The organism is Bacillus sp. ISL-4 (assembly GCF_018613275.1).
GTDB lineage: Bacteria > Bacillota > Bacilli > Bacillales > DSM-1321 > Peribacillus > Peribacillus simplex_E.
The window spans coordinates 56,012-71,271 of sequence record NZ_JAGGQN010000028.1 but is presented as its reverse complement, the minus strand read 5'-3'; the positions used below and the strand labels follow the sequence as shown (position 1 = coordinate 71,271).

Annotated in this window: 16 protein-coding genes and 1 pseudogene; 12 read left to right on the top strand and 5 right to left on the bottom strand. The window is 41.8% G+C overall.

What is annotated here, in order from left to right; genetic code table 11:
- Nucleotides 1-373: 373 nt before the first annotated feature.
- Nucleotides 374-1,705, bottom strand: a complete 1,332-nt coding sequence (gene brnQ, locus J7J00_RS18645; RefSeq protein WP_214793322.1) for a branched-chain amino acid transport system II carrier protein — start codon at nucleotides 1,703-1,705, stop codon at nucleotides 374-376.
- 364 nt (nucleotides 1,706-2,069) lie between these two features.
- Between brnQ and J7J00_RS18640 the strand changes: the two genes are divergently transcribed.
- Nucleotides 2,070-2,636 carry a sugar O-acetyltransferase gene (locus J7J00_RS18640; protein ID WP_214793319.1) on the top strand — a complete coding sequence of 189 codons (567 nt, stop codon included), beginning with the start codon at nucleotides 2,070-2,072 and terminating at the stop codon, nucleotides 2,634-2,636.
- Between the two features lie 44 nt (nucleotides 2,637-2,680).
- Here J7J00_RS18640 and J7J00_RS18635 read toward each other — a convergent pair whose 3' ends face one another.
- Nucleotides 2,681-3,325, bottom strand: coding sequence for an SDR family oxidoreductase (locus J7J00_RS18635; RefSeq protein ID WP_214793316.1), 645 nt, complete (start codon nucleotides 3,323-3,325; stop codon nucleotides 2,681-2,683).
- Nucleotides 3,326-3,688: 363 nt separating this feature from the next.
- On the opposite strand from J7J00_RS18635, the gene J7J00_RS18630 reads away from it, so the two are divergent.
- The 3 genes from J7J00_RS18630 (at nucleotide 3,689) to J7J00_RS18620 (ending at nucleotide 5,462) form a co-directional block, all read left to right on the top strand.
- Nucleotides 3,689-3,952, top strand: a complete 264-nt coding sequence (locus J7J00_RS18630; RefSeq protein ID WP_214793313.1) for a CD3324 family protein — start codon at nucleotides 3,689-3,691, stop codon at nucleotides 3,950-3,952.
- Between the two features lie 159 nt (nucleotides 3,953-4,111).
- A complete protein-coding gene (locus J7J00_RS18625; protein ID WP_214793308.1) occupies nucleotides 4,112-4,747 on the top strand; it encodes a FusB/FusC family EF-G-binding protein in 636 nt (211 codons plus the stop codon).
- A 145-nt stretch (nucleotides 4,748-4,892) separates the two neighbouring features.
- Nucleotides 4,893-5,462: an MEDS domain-containing protein gene (locus J7J00_RS18620; protein ID WP_214793305.1), complete on the top strand. Its 570-nt coding sequence runs from the start codon at nucleotides 4,893-4,895 to the stop codon at nucleotides 5,460-5,462.
- 52 nt (nucleotides 5,463-5,514) lie between these two features.
- On the opposite strand, the pseudogene J7J00_RS18615 reads toward J7J00_RS18620, so the two are convergent.
- A pseudogene (locus J7J00_RS18615) lies at nucleotides 5,515-5,941 on the bottom strand (cytidine deaminase).
- A 24-nt stretch (nucleotides 5,942-5,965) separates the two neighbouring features.
- Nucleotides 5,966-7,108, bottom strand: a complete 1,143-nt coding sequence (locus tag J7J00_RS18610) for an amidohydrolase (protein WP_396020584.1) — start codon at nucleotides 7,106-7,108, stop codon at nucleotides 5,966-5,968.
- A 443-nt stretch (nucleotides 7,109-7,551) separates the two neighbouring features.
- Between J7J00_RS18610 and J7J00_RS18605 the strand changes: the two genes are divergently transcribed.
- The 8 genes from J7J00_RS18605 to J7J00_RS18570 all read left to right on the top strand — a co-directional run bounded on the left by J7J00_RS18605 (nucleotide 7,552) and on the right by J7J00_RS18570 (nucleotide 13,835).
- The gene (locus J7J00_RS18605) at nucleotides 7,552-8,880 is read left to right on the top strand and encodes an LLM class flavin-dependent oxidoreductase (protein WP_214793302.1); all 1,329 of its coding nucleotides are present in this window, start codon (nucleotides 7,552-7,554) and stop codon (nucleotides 8,878-8,880) included.
- Between the two features lie 85 nt (nucleotides 8,881-8,965).
- Nucleotides 8,966-9,499, top strand: a complete 534-nt coding sequence (locus J7J00_RS18600; protein WP_214793299.1) for a GNAT family N-acetyltransferase — start codon at nucleotides 8,966-8,968, stop codon at nucleotides 9,497-9,499.
- A gap of 19 nt (nucleotides 9,500-9,518) precedes the next feature.
- Nucleotides 9,519-10,319 carry an amino acid ABC transporter substrate-binding protein gene (locus tag J7J00_RS18595; protein ID WP_214793296.1) on the top strand — a complete coding sequence of 267 codons (801 nt, stop codon included), beginning with the start codon at nucleotides 9,519-9,521 and terminating at the stop codon, nucleotides 10,317-10,319.
- A 24-nt stretch (nucleotides 10,320-10,343) separates the two neighbouring features.
- Entirely contained in the window at nucleotides 10,344-11,015 is a 672-nt protein-coding gene (locus J7J00_RS18590; RefSeq protein ID WP_057279163.1) for an amino acid ABC transporter permease, read from the top strand.
- Nucleotides 11,016-11,019: 4 nt separating this feature from the next.
- Nucleotides 11,020-11,787 (top strand): amino acid ABC transporter ATP-binding protein, encoded by a 768-nt coding sequence (locus J7J00_RS18585; protein ID WP_214793293.1) that lies wholly within the window; start codon nucleotides 11,020-11,022, stop codon nucleotides 11,785-11,787.
- A 5-nt stretch (nucleotides 11,788-11,792) separates the two neighbouring features.
- Nucleotides 11,793-13,133, top strand: coding sequence for an MmgE/PrpD family protein (locus J7J00_RS18580; protein ID WP_214793290.1), 1,341 nt, complete (start codon nucleotides 11,793-11,795; stop codon nucleotides 13,131-13,133).
- Nucleotides 13,134-13,214: 81 nt separating this feature from the next.
- Entirely contained in the window at nucleotides 13,215-13,382 is a 168-nt protein-coding gene (locus J7J00_RS18575; protein ID WP_214793287.1) for a hypothetical protein, read from the top strand.
- Between the two features lie 78 nt (nucleotides 13,383-13,460).
- Nucleotides 13,461-13,835 carry a hypothetical protein gene (locus J7J00_RS18570; RefSeq protein WP_214793284.1) on the top strand — a complete coding sequence of 125 codons (375 nt, stop codon included), beginning with the start codon at nucleotides 13,461-13,463 and terminating at the stop codon, nucleotides 13,833-13,835.
- Here the strand turns inward: J7J00_RS18570 and gltD are convergent.
- The gene (gene gltD / locus J7J00_RS18565) at nucleotides 13,768-15,249 is read right to left on the bottom strand and encodes a glutamate synthase small subunit (RefSeq protein WP_214793281.1); all 1,482 of its coding nucleotides are present in this window, start codon (nucleotides 15,247-15,249) and stop codon (nucleotides 13,768-13,770) included. The genes J7J00_RS18570 and gltD overlap by 68 nt on opposite strands.
- Nucleotides 15,250-15,260: the final 11 nt, after the last annotated feature.

Genomic DNA, 15,260 nt, shown 5'->3' with positions numbered 1-15,260 from the left:
TTGCACCCATGCCGGGCGCACGAAAAGGAGCTGTCATCAAGACAGCTCCCAGACTGTAGGCAAACTAGAAGAAAAGCTAGTTTGCCGCAGTTTTTTATTTAAAAGACGTTCCAGTTGATTTCAGGAAATCCGCTCCCTTTCCGCCGACTGTCTGCCAAGCCTCATCAAAGCAAGCGCCTGTGGGGTCTCGGCTAGCCAGTTAATCGGCAGGAGTGTCGCATATTTCTTCCATCCAATAAGGATTACAGTAAAAAAACATGAAGGATAATTTAGTCATGTATTAAAATAATGGTTCGAGATGAGAACGTTCCGTACCGCCCGCGGAAAGCTAGTGCCTGGAGGCAACGTTATTCGATGTTCATTCTGATGACCCTTAATAGGCCTCCTTAGGGTCACCTTTCATAAGGTATACCATATAGCCCAATACACCGCCGATGATGGCAGGAATCACCCATCCTACCCCTACACTATATAGTGGAAGGTATTGAGTGAAAAGGTCCGAAACAGCATCCATTTTAATGCCTGATGCCACTATTCCATCCATTATGCTGATGATGGCCGTTAATAATAAGCTTCCTAAATATACCTCCGATTTCCCTTTAAAAAGGGAATGGAAGAATGTTAGAACAATCAAAACGATCGCTACGGGATAAAGCGCCGTTAACACAGGCACTGTAATGGAAATGAGCTTGGTCAAACCTACATTGGCAACAGCCGCACTAAAAACAGAGAAGATGACGACATATGATTTATACGATACAGCAGGCAGTATTTTATTAAAATACGCAGCACAAGCCGTTATCAAACCGATGCTTGTCGTTAGGCATGCAGCGATCACAATCAGCCCTAACAACACGGCACCAGCCGATCCGAAAAAATGATTCGAGGCTTGAGCCAAAACGTCTCCGCCATTACCCAGCTGACCGAGCTTTTCCACACTTGTTGCCCCGACATAGGTCAATGACGTATAAACGATCACCAACAAAGTGGCAGCTATTAAGCCAGCTTTCATACAGAAGCCTAACACTTCTTTTCTTGATGTTATCCCTTTATCTTTGATCGCATTGATGACAATGATTCCAAATGCAAATCCGGCCAGCGTATCCATAGTCAAATAACCTTCTTTGAATCCCCTAAAGAAAGAATTATCTGAATAGTCAGCCGATGGTGCCTGGATTTCACCCATTGGATTAATAATGGCGACCACAATGAGGATGCCGATGAAAATCAATAATAACGGTGTTAATATTTTTCCGACGATATCCAGCATTTTTGATGGATTGATGGATAATAAACAGGCAATTCCAAAGTATATGATCGTGAATATCAGCAATGGTAAAAAGCCGACATCATTAGAAAGGAAAGGCTTAATCCCTATTTCATAGGATACACTCCCCGTTCTAGGAAGTGCGAAAAGCGGTCCCAAAGTCAAATAAAGAACGACTGTGAAGATGATGCCGAATAACGGGTGTGCCCTGCCTGCAAGCGATTGAACATCGTTTTTTCCCGAAAAACCAAATGCCAATATTGTAATGAATGGCAAACCCACCCCAGTAATGATGAACCCTAAACTGGCCGACCATAAATTAGTCCCCGCGGATTGCCCGAGCATGGCAGGAAAAATTAAGTTTCCTGCACCAAAAAATAAAGCAAAAAGCATTAACCCTGTTACAATGATAAAAGAAAGTGGTGCTTTCTGTGTCATATAGAGCCCTCCATTGTGTTGATTATCTTAACGAAGAAAAGAGTTGTCCATCAATTTCCCGTAAAAAAGTGACAAGAACTGCGAACGTATTCTACCTATCTGTTAAAATGTACCTTCATGAAACTATCAATCATCCATAACTCTCCTTACTATAAAATCAGGCGGATAGTTTGTCAAAGCTATTTCATTAATTATTCCGAAAAATCTTTCTTTTCTTACTTCTTTTTAAGAAAATGAGCGAGGCATTCAGATTCAACAGAAAAGTTGAGTAAAAAGTACTGCAATTTATTTTGCAGAAAAAATATTTTAATATTCAGATATTTATTAAAACTATCTAAAAAACAAGAAAATAGGAGGAATTAACATGAATACTGAAAAGGAAAAAATGGTGAGCGGGGAACCTTACATGGCCGCTGACCCGGAATTAGTAAGAGATAGGGAAAATGCCAGAAAGTTGACCCGGTTATACAACCAGACAACGGAAAGCGAAGGGGATGAACGAACTGCCCTGCTGAAACAGCTTTTAGGTTCCACTGGGCTAAATGTATATATTGAACCCACTTTCCGTTGTGACTATGGATACAACATTTCTGTCGGGGAAAACTTTTATGCTAATTTTGATTGTGTCATTTTGGATGTTTGTGAAGTGAAAATTGGCAGTGACTGCATGCTGGCTCCCGGAGTGCATATCTATACAGCCACACATCCGCTAGATCCGTTTGAACGCAGTTCTGGAGTGGAATACGGAAAACCGGTTACGATCGGGGATCATGTATGGATTGGCGGAGGGGCCATCATCAATCCTGGCGTAACTATAGGGAATCATTCCGTTGTCGCTTCAGGGTCAGTCGTAACAAAGGATGTTCCTGAAGGCGTTGTTGTCGGCGGAAACCCAGCAAAGGTCATCAAGCATATTGAAGGAATTAAATAAGGCAGGGCTCACTCCCCCTGAGTGACCCTGCCTCCTTTTTTTCGTTAAATTTTCCTTAATGCTTCCGCGATTGCAGTATCACCAGAAATTAAATCAAATGAACGCTTGTAGGTATTTTCTTCAGTTAAAGAAGCAAAAATCGTTCGAGCCACATCTTCACGGGCAATCGAACCTCTTTCCAATTCTTCGGCGGCAGCCACTTTGCCCGTCCCCGGTTCATTCACCAGACCGCCTGGCCTAATGATGGTATAATTTAAATCGCTTTGTAACAATGCCCTATCCGCATAATGCTTGGCCACATAATACGGTTTGATGGCTTCATTCCAGTTTTCGCGATTATTGGCCTGAAAAGCACTCACCATGATGAATCGTTTGATTCCCAAGTTTTCTGCCGCTTCGATCGTTTTAACAGCACCATCCAAATCAATCAACAGCGTTTGATCAGCACCGGTGCTTCCTCCGGATCCTGCTGTAAACACGATGGTATCGCAGCCTTTTGCCGCATTCGTAAGCTCTTCCACCGATCCGGTTAAGCTGACGACGACAGATTCAATTCCACTTTTCTCTAAATGCCTACTTTGTTCTTCCTTACGAACCATTGCCCGTACACTATGTTCCGGGCTATCTTTTAATAAATCTACAAGATATTTACCGATCTGCCCATTTGCCCCAACTACGAATACTTTCATAAAGGTCAGCTCCCATAATGGTTAGTTAGTTTGGTTTCCATTCAAATTATTTCATGGACTCAGAACATTATCAAACAATCAGCCCTCCGAGTCATCTTTAACATTGGAAATAGTTTGGCAACCACCCTTATATATTTTATAATAAGAACAATACGTGTTCTTCAGGGACACAACGGGGAGGTGTAAAGATGGCAATAAGAATGTTAATGCCACCTTCTGCAGCATCTCATGCAAAGCCTAGTATTGGAGGCGATACTTTGCATGGGGTTGAATTAAGCTAAACTTAATCGCCCGCCTTATCATTTCTAATATTCGGCTTTGCACCTTATTTCATTCTTAAAAAAGAATAAGGGGCTGGCAGAAATGAAATATGTAAAAGCGACGGCCGTTTTGCCTGAAAAGCTGATAGTTGAAATTCAAAAGTATGTGCAAGGTGAAACCATATATATCCCTAAGCCTGAAAAGGCCCATCACAAATGGGGAACCCGTTCGGGATCAAGGGAACTGATCGATGACCGAAATGCCACTATAAAATATGCATTCAAAGACGGTCATACCATCCATCAATTAGCCGAGGAATATTTTCTATCCGTGGAAACCATCAAGAAAATCGTTTATTCCAAATAGGATTGCATGGGTAGCACTGATAATGATATCAGTGCTATTTGTATGCCGAGTATGTTTCTTAGTCGTTTTCCCCCTTTTAAAGCAGATATGATTTCTGTAAAGTAAAGAGAAACGGTATCATGTGAAAAGTGACGAGCAACAGAAACAGGAGTGAAGAAAATGGAACCTTTTATCAGGAGCGAGCAGTATAACTTCATAAAATCCCAAACACAGATTCTCATAAATGGACACGCGACGGCCAACGATAAGGATGTGATCAACACCCTGAAGACAGTCGCCAAAGAACGAGTATTAAGCTTATTCAGTGATTTGAGCGAAGAGCAAAAACAACTGCTGGATCCAGTAGATACCATTAAAGATCCCGCACAAGCCGAAGTCTTTCTCTTACAGGTAAAGCCATTTGTGATCCCATTTAAAGAAGTAACCGAAAAAACGATAAAAAAATTATTTCCTAAAGCAAAGAAACTAAAAGCCCCTTTGTTGGAAAACATTGATTTGAGAGAGATTTCATACTTGGGATGGGATGATGTCGGTTCCGGAAAGAAATTCATCATTGCACCCCATCATAACAAACTCACCGGATTGCATGGAACCATTAAACCTGCCAACAAAAAAGGGATCTGTGCCATATGCAGCCGCTTTGAAGAAGTAGGGATGTTCATGTCTGAAACAAAAGGAACCGTCCAAGGGACATTCATAAAAAAAGGTAATTATATTTGTCTGGACAGTATGAAATGCAACCAGAACGTAACGACTTTGGATAAAATGACCGACCTAATCGAGCGGCTGAAATAATTAGGAAAAGCAATCCTTCAATGGCGAAGGATTGCTTTTTGGTTTTTGTTAAACACCGAAGCCATCAGTTAAAAAAATTCTCATTTTGTCCTGCTTATGGAATTCAAGTATAATTGAAGCGATACATGAAAGAAGGAATGATATATTGAAAGGCAAAATGAATCAGTTGTTTGAAGACAAAAAAAACGTTCATGTGCTGTATTCCTATAATGAAATGGAAAATTATATTATACAAGTTTTGAATTTTATCCAAGAGGGCATCGCAGCGGGAGATTATGTCATTCTTATTGAAAATGACCGTATTTACCCCATCATTCATAAAGAACTGAGCACTCGGTTAACGAAAGATCAAATGGAGTTCATTCACTTTGTGAACAACTTCGATTTCTATTGTTCAAGCGGCAGTTATCATCCTCCTGCAATCGAAGAATACTTTAATAAAACGGTACAGCCCTATGTGGAAAATAAAATCTCTTTCCGATCATGGGCACATGTTGAATGGGCAACCATGGAAGAGCCCCTGCATATCATAGAGGATTTTGAGAGAACAGTAGATGAAGCTGTAAATCTGCTGTCGTTTCCATTAATTTGTGCGTACAAAGGTGAGAGGATGCCAGACTACCTGAAAACCATATTGTTGGAAACACATCCTTATGTTCTAAAAGACGATGATATCATCATCTGTGAACAATACTTGCCATCTAGTTTGAAATAATAAACAACACGCTTATGAATTCTCCTAAGCGTGTTGTTTTCCGTTGCATTTATCATGAATCCCTCGTGTATTTATACGGAAGTAATCCACCGTTTTTCACCTTGACCGTTTCCCCATTAACATTCAGTATGACAAAGCACTCTTTTGCATAATCCAAGATTAATTCCCGACACATCCCACACGGGCTAACCACTTTTAAAGCTCTGTCTTCATCATCGGAATAGGGATGCTTAACCGCCACGATCGTATCGAACCCCTTTTCGCCGTCCGATATCGCCTTGCCGATCGCAATGGCTTCTGCACATACGGTAACCCGGCCAATATATGCTTCAATATGTACGGCAGCAACGATTTTTCCTGAACTCGTTTTTAATGCAGCGCCAACATGATGCCTATTTTCTTCGTAAAGATCTCTAATTTTTGCACTTGCAGCTTCTATTAAATCACGATCCCTCGTTCAATGGATAAGTTTTGATGATTGGACCTCCTTCACTTCTAATATTTCATTCAGGGATTTTTTTTAACGCTTCTAAAGCCAATAAGCGAAAATAAGAAGCAGCTGGAAAAAGTGCTTTTTCATCTACTATAAACTTAGGATGATGCAGGTCATATGGACCGCCCGACCCTATCATTACGAAAGCACCTGGTATTTTTTCTTGGTAAAAGGCGAAGTCTTCCCCTATAGAGCTGGCTTCCAAGATTTTTGTCGTGTAACCTGCTGTGTCTCCAACCTGAAGCGCCAAATCTGCCCATTCAGGCGTATTATCAACTGATGGCGGGCCAGGATGCCATGATAGTTCAACATTTGCATCGAAAGTTTCACTTATACCGTGCAGGACTTGTCTCATACGTTTCTGGATGAACTCTCGTTGAGCTTTACTGAAGGTGCGGACGGTTCCTTCCAAATAGGCACTATCCGGGATAACATTCCACGTTGAACCGCTATGAATTTGAGTGATGCTCAAAACCGCGGACTCTTTTGGTGCCACATTGCGGCTGATGATGGTTTGCAACGTTGAGATAATATGTCCTGTTATGATAATCGGATCATTTCCCTCTTCCGGTTTGGCCGCGTGTGAGCCAGTTGCTTTAACATGCACTTCAAAGCGATCGACTCCCGCTGTCAGTGCGCCATGTTTTGTCCCTAACTCCCCAACTTGCAATGTCGGATCATTATGAAGGCCAAAAATCACATCCACATCTTCCAGCACACCGGTTTCCATTAAAGCACTTGCTCCATGTCCCGTTTCCTCCGCAGGTTGAAAAATCAAGCGAATCGTTCCGGAAAGATCCCTTTCTTCCTTTTTTAATAAAAAAGCAGTCCCCAAAATGACAGAAGTGTGAAAATCATGACCACATGCATGCATCACGCCGATGTGCCTTGAAGGAAAATCCACCTCAGATTGCTCTAAAATTGGTAAAGCATCAATATCGGAGCGAAGTGCTATCGTAGGTCCCGGCTTACTCCCTTTTATCTCAGCTACGACACCAGTTTTCAATGGGAAATCAAGTATCTTAATATCTTGTGATTGAAGCGCTTCTTTAATTTTTTTAGTCGTTTCAAATTCTTGGTTTGATAATTCAGGTGTCATATGAAGATCGCGTCTGAATTCCAATAAATAATTTTCCAATTCTACATTGCTTATGGTCAACGGTTGTCCATCTCCTTAAAAATCCGTATAGTAAAGAACGAAAGCTAATAGCCAAGGAATATCAAGTGAAGCAGCTATCAAATAAGCTATTTGATAAACGTGTAAAGAATGAGTTCTAATTTAGGTCGAGTCGTAAGCATCATAACAATGAATTCCTAGAAATGATAAGTGTTTATATTCCGAATATTTAACATTGACAATTTATAATATAAGATGCTACCATTTGTTTTAATTTCTATATTATATTAACGTATCAAACCAAAAAAGGATTCAATTTCTATAGTAGAAAACAATAAGGAAATATATAGTCGGAAGGAACCCTCTTCTAAACTGGAAGCGGGTTTTATTTCAGCATTAATTCATAGTAAACCAGTAAGGATATTTACATTATAAATCCCCTGCGTTTAAAAGTGAAGACATAAAGGAGCAATTGACACATGAAAAAGAAAACAGTAAAGCTTGGTGTATTTTTGGCCGGAACAGGACATCACGTTGCTTCCTGGAGACATCCTAACGCCAATCCGAAAGCTAATATGAGCATCGATTATTTTAAAGGGTTGGCCCAGACTGCCGAAAAAGGTTTATTTGATTTATTATTTTTGGCAGATAGTTTGTCAGTTGCAAAGGACTCGCATCCTAATATTCTGACTCGATTCGAGCCATTGACCTTGTTATCTTATCTAGCCTCGGCGACTTCCAATATTGGTTTGGTTTCAACGGCCTCCACCACTTACGAAGAACCCTTTAATGTTGCTAGGAAATTTGCTTCCTTAGACCATATTACCTCCGGCCGCGCTGGATGGAACGTAGTCACAACGTCCCTTGCCTCTACTGCAGTAAACTTCAATAAATCAGAACATTTAGAACATGGCCTCCGTTATAAAAGGGCGACTGAATTTGTTGAAGTTACCAAGAAATTGTGGGACTCATGGGAAGACGATACATTGGTCATCGATAAAGAAACAGGCCAATTCATTGATGAAAGCAAGTTTCATGAAATCAATCATCAAGGTGAGTTTTTCAATGTAAAAGGACCATTAAATATTTCCCGCTCCCCTCAGGGGCATCCGGTCATTGTACAAGCAGGCTCTTCTGGCGCTGGGCAATTGCTTGCAGCAAAGCACGCAGAGATTGTCTTTACTGCCCAGGAGAACAAGGAGGACGCGGTTTCATTTTACCATGAGTTAAAAGGTCAATTGGCCGCTTTTAATCGGGAGAAAAGCAGCTTGAGCATCATGCCAGGTTTGTTTCCGATTGTGGGACAGACCGAGAAGGAAGCCCAAGAAAAGTACGAGGCATTGCAGGAGCTGATCATTCCCGAAATAGGATTGGCTGTTATGGGAAGATATTTTGGAAATGTGGATTTTTCGAACATCCCTTTGGATACACCGTTTGCTGATATTTCGCTACCAGAACATGTAGATGGCATCCAAAGTAAATATGATTTGATCGTTAAACGGGCGATCAATGAAAATTTGACGTTACGTCAGACATATCAGTGGGTTGCCGGATCACGTGGACATCATATAGCAATTGGAACACCAACGCAGATTGCGGATAAGATTGAAGATTGGGTGAATGGAGATGCGGCTGACGGCTTTAATATCATGCCAGCCCTCTTGCCTGATTCTTTAACGGATTTTGTAGAACTTGTTGTCCCTGAACTGCAATCGAAAGGAATTTTCCGTACTAAATATGAAAGTAACACATTACGAGGGAATCTTGGCCTCGATAAACCGGTCAACCAATATTCCCATAAGCTTTAAACACCTTACACCTGGCTGATAGTTCTCAAAGACAGAATCACCGAACCGAAGAGGAATTAACTAGATAGAGTATAGGAGGCGCAAGATGAGTCAAATATTTCGTGAAGTACGTGTAGAAGATGTGGATAAATTCCTCCAATTAACATTGGATGCTTATGCAAGTATAAGAGATTTGGATATTCACTTCTCTGCGGCAACCGCCACGAGAGAGGAAGCGATTAAGCATATATCAGAAAATAAGGTATATGTTCTGGAGGAAAATGGGACATTTATTTCGACCGTTTCGATTCGGTTACCTTGGGGCCCTAATCCTGGCCCGCTCGTATTGCCACACATAGGCTGGTTCGCTACAAACCCTGCATATAAGCGTCAAGGCATAGGGAAAAAAGTTCTGTCATGGCTCGAAGAAGAAATTTTGAAGAAGCAACTGAGAGCCCCCGCGGTTACGCTCGGAACCGCGGATAATCATCCATGGCTAAAGGAAATGTACGAAAAAAGTGGATTTGTAGAGATCGGGCAAAAAGATTTAGGCAAAGGTCATCTCACAATATATTTAAGGAAAATCTTGCAGCCGGGACAATATCAAGCTTGGTCTGAAAAACATAATCAAACCAAATAATAATAGGAGGAAAATAACGATGAAAAAAATTCTTTCCCTTGGAATCTCTTTACTTTTCATATTAGTACTTGCGGCATGTGGCAATTCAAAACAAGAGAATGCTGCCAATGATTCCGAACAAAAAACAATTAAAGTGGGGTCCACTGGCCAAAGCTATCCAAATGGTTATCAAGAGGATGGTAAATTAATAGGTTTTGACGTAGAACTTACAGAACTCATCGCCAAGAATTTAGGATACAAGGTAGAGTGGGTCACTTCTGATTTCAGTGGGATAATGGGGCAATTGGGATCAGGTAAATTGGACACCGTTGCGAATGCCGTTGCTATAACACCAGAACGCCAAGAGCAATTTAATTTTACAGAGCCGTATAGTTATTATGGTGCACAAATTGTATCAAGCACAAAAAACGATGATATTAAAAGTTTGGCTGATCTTAAAGGCAAAACCGTTTCCGGTGTGCTGGGGTCTAATAACGTCGCAAACCTAGAAAAATATGATAAAAATGGCGATATTAAAATACGAACCTATGAAACCCGGGATGGCGCGATGCAAGATGCCATTAACAACCGTGTAGATGGATATATCAATTCCCGCCCAATCCTAGTTGCAGAAATAAAGAAAAATGACCTTCCGTTAAAACTAGTTGGTGACCCTGTGGCCTATGAAAATGTAGGGTATCCATTTACCAAAACAGAAAAAGGCAAAAAATTAAATGATGAATTCACGACAGAAATCAAAAAACTTAAAGAAGATGGTACATTAGCGAAGCTGTCCAATAAATATTTTGGTGAAGACATCACCACGAATTCCGGCGAATAAGCATAGCGGAGGTTTTAAAGCATTATGAATTTTGATTTACAATATATGTTGGAAATTTCCCTACAAATCGCAAAATTTATTCCAATCACTCTGGTTTTAGCCATCATTTCGATGGCTTTAGCCATTATTATCGGACTTGTAGTAGCCTTAATAAGGAATAGCAATATTTTTGGAATCACCCAATTGGCAGGCTTATATATCTCTTTATTCCGAGGGATGCCAACATTGGTACAATTATTCATCATTTATTACGGTTTACCACAGTTATTCCCGTCGCTGTCAACGATGGAAGCAATGACGGCGGCGATCATTGGATTTAGTTTGAAAGAATCCTCTTATTTAGCAGAAATTTTCCGAGCTGGATTGAATTCCGTGGACAAAGGGCAGATGGAAGCGGGCCTTGCAACTGGCATGAAACGAGTGCAGATTTACTCGCGAATCATATTACCACAGGCTGCTTTAAATGCATTGCCAGCAACAGGGAATACATTTATATCTTTGATTAAAGAAACGTCCCTTGCCTTTACATTAGGAATTACGGAACTATTTGCAGAGGGAAAAATTATTGCATCCGCTAACATGCGCTTTTTCGAGACGTATTTGGTGGTTGGCTTGATTTACTGGCTATTGGTTATTCTTTATTCTTGGATACAAAAATACCTGGAAATTTGGCTCAGCAAACCACTTAGAAGGTGATCATATGATAAAAGTAAGAAACTTATCTAAATATTTTGATGATAAACAAGTATTGAACGATATTAACTTGGATATAAGAACCGGGGAAGTTGTCGCCATTATTGGCCCTTCAGGTTCAGGAAAATCAACGTTATTACGCTGTCTGAACCTGTTGGAAAAGCCCAACAGCGGCACCATCGAAATCAAGGATGTAAAATTGGATACCCAAAAATATAAAGAGAAAGACGCGTACCAATTAAGACAGCAAACAGCGATGGTATTCCAACACTATAACCTTTTTAAAAATAAAACGGCCTTAAGAAACGTGATTGAAGCTTTGCTTGTCAGCAAAAAGGTGAAAAAAGAGGAAGCCATTCAAATCGGCGTGGATTTATTGAAACGGGTTGGCTTGGAAAAACAAGCCAAACAATACCCCGCTACCTTATCCGGCGGACAGCAGCAGCGTGTCAGCATCGCTAGAGCATTAGCTGTAAAACCACATGCCATTTTATTTGATGAACCTACCTCCGCTCTAGATCCTGAATTGGTTAATGAGGTTTTACAAGTAATACGGGAATTAGCGAAAGAGGATACCACAATGGTGATCGTGACGCACGAAATGCAATTTGCGAAGGAAGTTGCTGACCATGTCATATTCATGGCAGACGGACATATTATCGAGCAAGGCACCCCAGAACAAGTGATTGAGCATTCTCTTAATCCGCGAACTCAGCGTTTTTTACGGCAAATGGGAGATGAAACGGACGGATCTGCCAGGCAAAAAAGGAAGTGAAGTGCATGAACACGGAAAGGTTATCTGAGATGATTTATCATTCCAATCCGTTGGTAAATGAAGGAGTATTACAGGCTGCAATCGAAGGACTTCTTGATTATCTTGCTGTTTCCTATCAAACGAAATCCGAAAAGGAAATTACGATTTTAAAGCAAATCATTTTGGAAGAAGGCGGAAATGGGACGAGTTACTTGATTGGAAGTCACATACATGCAACAAGATCCCAGGCCGCACTCTTCAATGGCTTTCAAGCTCATTTACTAGATTATGATGATGTACATTCAGATGTACGAGGTCATCCAAGCGCAGTCATTTTGTCTGCTTTGTTAGCAGTTGGAAAACCTGAAATGACCGGGAAACGTTTTTTAGCTGCCTATGTGGTTGGTGTGGAAATCATGGCTCGGTTCGGGGAAGCAATGAACCCATATCACTATACAAAAGGTTGGCATAATACAGCTACACTTGGCGTAATAGCTGCAGCTGGTGCGGTTGCGTATTTACGGGAATACTCACCACGCTTAATAGCTGAAACCATGAGTCTTGCCGCTACCCAATCGGCGGGTTTACGACTCCAGTTTGGCACTGTAGTAAAGCCGCTCCATGTAGGGATTGCTGCTAAAAACGCTGTGGATTCCGCAGATTGGATTCGGATGGGATTACATAGCAACCCCGACTTTTTGAATGATAAGAATGGATTCTTTGAGGTATATGCAGAAAATGGAGTTCCCGATTTGACGGAAAATTGGGGAAAGACATGGCGGATCGTAACACCAGGATTATGGTTTAAACAGTACCCTTTTTGTTCTGCTGCGACACATGGCGCTGATGCAGCTGTCTTTTTACATAAGACGTACGATTTATCGGAAGAAGATATTGAATCGGTGAGTGTTTGCTTTCCTCCAAATGGTGATTCCGCTTTGATTCACCATAACCCTTCGACCGGTGAAGAAGGAAGATTTTCGATTGAGTATATTGTATGGCTCGCGCTTACAGGCAAACCCCTGACCTTTGCTTCTTTTGAATCGAAACCTATTCCCCATTCATGGAGAAAATCCTTTCAAAAAGTAAAGAGGGAGACGGATGCAACGATCAAGCCTTCCAAAGCAGCACTCCCAGTGGGACGATTTACAATTGTGACCGTGACCACAACGAGTGGGGATGTACTATCGAAACGAATCGATACACCTAAAGGAAGCCCTGGGAATCCATTAACAAAATCCCAGCTAAAAGAAAAATTGCATAAAGCCATAGGAGATGAAGCAGAGACAGAGAAAATAATAGCAGCTGTCCATGCACTGAATCACACATCACTTGGCGTTCTTCAAGAAGCTGACTATAGAAGCTGACTGAAAGTAAATTAGGCGAACAGTATTTATATACTGCTCGCCTAATTTGTATACCATCAATACGGAATCTTTACACATGAGGTGAGTTTCGGCGCTTTACTCGTGAGTTTCGGCCATTTACTCGTGAATTTTGGCGTTTTACTCGTGAGTTTCGGCGTTTTACTCGTGAGTTGTGCACTTACTCGTGAGTTTCGGCGTTTTACTCGTGAATTTTGGCGTTTTACTCGTGAGTTGTGCACTTACTCGTGAGTTTCGGCCATTTACTCGTGAATTCCGGCGCTTTACTCGTGAGTTTCAGCCATTTACTCGTGAGTTGTGCACTTACTCGTGAGTTTCGGCGCTTTACTCGAGAGTTGTGCACTTACTTGTGAGTTTCGGTGTTATACTCGTGAGTTTTGGCCATTTACTCGTGAGTTTCGGCGTTTTATTCGTAAGTTCGTGCACTTACTCGTGAGTTTCGGCCATTTACTCATGAATTTCGGCGTTTTACTCGTGAGTTTCGGCCATTTACTCGTGAGTTTCGGCGTTTTACTCGTGAGTTGTGCACTTACTCGTGAGTTTCAGCCATTTACTCGTGAATTCCACTTTTCCCACCATAAAAAAAGAAGCACCATATGGCACTTCTTTTTTTCTATTAAGGCAATACCGTTGCACCCATCAAGTAGCGGTCCACTTCTCGCGCTACTTCACGGCCTTCATTGATTGCCCAAACGATGAGGCTTTGCCCTCTCCTTGCATCTCCGGCAGCGAAAACTCCTTCGACATTCGTTTTGTATTCGCCATAGACGGCATCAATTTTTTGATTTAATGTTTCTACGCCAAATTGAGTTAATAGCGGCATTTCGGTTCCTTCAAATCCGATTGCGATGAAAACGAATTGTGCAGGCCATACTTTTTCAGTTCCTGGAACTTCCCTGAAAATGTACATTCCGTCTTCGCCTTTGATTTTTTCCATTGAGATTGTGTGCAGTTCTTTAACGTTGCCATTTTCATCGGCTACGATTTTTTTTGTTTGGATTGAATATTGGCGCGGATCTGCACCGAATTTCGCTTCCGCTTCTTCATACGCATAATCAAGGGAAAATACATTCGGGTAGGCTGGCCACATATTATCAGATGTACGGGCGGTCGGAAGGATTGGATGCTTCCCGAATTGTACGACGCTCTTACATTCCTGGCGAAGGGCAGTTGCGACACAGTCAGCTCCTGTATCCCCGCCGCCGATGACGATGACGTCCTTCCCCTTAGTGTCTATAAACTTGCCGTCTTCAAAATTGGAGTCCAACAGGCTTTTAGTCGAAGTCGTCAAGTAATCCATTGCAAGGTGAATGCCTGATGCCTCGCGTCCTTCAATTACCAGGTCACGCTGCTTTTGGGCACCTGTGCAAAGGATGACTGCGTCATATTGATCTTGCAGTTCTTCGGCTGTTATATCTTTGCCTACTTCTGTATTGGTAATGAAATCGATGCCTTCCTGGGTCAATAATTTAATTCGGCGTGCAACGACATCTTTTTCAAGTTTCATGTTCGGGATGCCGTATGTCAACAGCCCGCCTGCACGGTCTGAGCGCTCATAAACCGTGACCGAATGACCTGCTTGATTCAACTGGTCGGCACTCGCCAATCCTGCCGGGCCTGAACCGATGATGGCAATTTTCTTGCCAGTCCTGCTTTCAGGGATGCGAGGCGTGATCCAGCCATTTTCAAATCCTTTGTCGATGATGGTCCGTTCAATGTTCTTGATGGTAACGGCAGGATCGTTTATCGCTACCGTACAAGACCCTTCACAAGGGGCCGGGCAGACGCGCCCGGTGAATTCAGGGAAATTATTCGTTTTCGATAAACGGTCCAATGCTTCTTTCCATCTGCCGCGGTACACCAAATCATTCCACTCCGGGATCAGATTATGAATCGGACAGCCTGTTGTGACCCGGTTCAGTTCCATGCCCATATGGCAGAAAGGGGTGGCGCAGTCCATACACCGCGCTCCCTGTGTACTTAACTTTTCATCAGAGAAAGGAGCTGTATATTCTCTCCAGTCGCTTAAACGAGTGAGAGGATTCCGTTCTTTTGGTTTTTCTCGCGGATAATCCATAAATCCTGTTGCTTTTCCCATCTTTCTCTCCC

What these genes read in the sequence shown, in the direction of transcription:
- brnQ (WP_214793322.1), bottom strand. Translation starts at nt 1,705, where the DNA reads ATGACACAGAAAGCACCACTTTCTTTTATCATTGTAACAGGGTTAATG.
- J7J00_RS18580 (WP_214793290.1), top strand. Translation starts at nt 11,793, where the DNA reads ATGAACACGGAAAGGTTATCTGAGATGATTTATCATTCCAATCCGTTG.
- J7J00_RS18630 (WP_214793313.1), top strand. Translation starts at nt 3,689, where the DNA reads ATGAAATATGTAAAAGCGACGGCCGTTTTGCCTGAAAAGCTGATAGTT.
- J7J00_RS18625 (WP_214793308.1), top strand. Translation starts at nt 4,112, where the DNA reads ATGGAACCTTTTATCAGGAGCGAGCAGTATAACTTCATAAAATCCCAA.
- J7J00_RS18605 (WP_214793302.1), top strand. Translation starts at nt 7,552, where the DNA reads ATGAAAAAGAAAACAGTAAAGCTTGGTGTATTTTTGGCCGGAACAGGA.
- J7J00_RS18590 (WP_057279163.1), top strand. Translation starts at nt 10,344, where the DNA reads ATGAATTTTGATTTACAATATATGTTGGAAATTTCCCTACAAATCGCA.
- J7J00_RS18595 (WP_214793296.1), top strand. Translation starts at nt 9,519, where the DNA reads ATGAAAAAAATTCTTTCCCTTGGAATCTCTTTACTTTTCATATTAGTA.
- J7J00_RS18640 (WP_214793319.1), top strand. Translation starts at nt 2,070, where the DNA reads ATGAATACTGAAAAGGAAAAAATGGTGAGCGGGGAACCTTACATGGCC.
- J7J00_RS18635 (WP_214793316.1), bottom strand. Translation starts at nt 3,325, where the DNA reads ATGAAAGTATTCGTAGTTGGGGCAAATGGGCAGATCGGTAAATATCTT.
- J7J00_RS18600 (WP_214793299.1), top strand. Translation starts at nt 8,966, where the DNA reads ATGAGTCAAATATTTCGTGAAGTACGTGTAGAAGATGTGGATAAATTC.
- J7J00_RS18585 (WP_214793293.1), top strand. Translation starts at nt 11,020, where the DNA reads ATGATAAAAGTAAGAAACTTATCTAAATATTTTGATGATAAACAAGTA.
- gltD (WP_214793281.1), bottom strand. Translation starts at nt 15,249, where the DNA reads ATGGGAAAAGCAACAGGATTTATGGATTATCCGCGAGAAAAACCAAAA.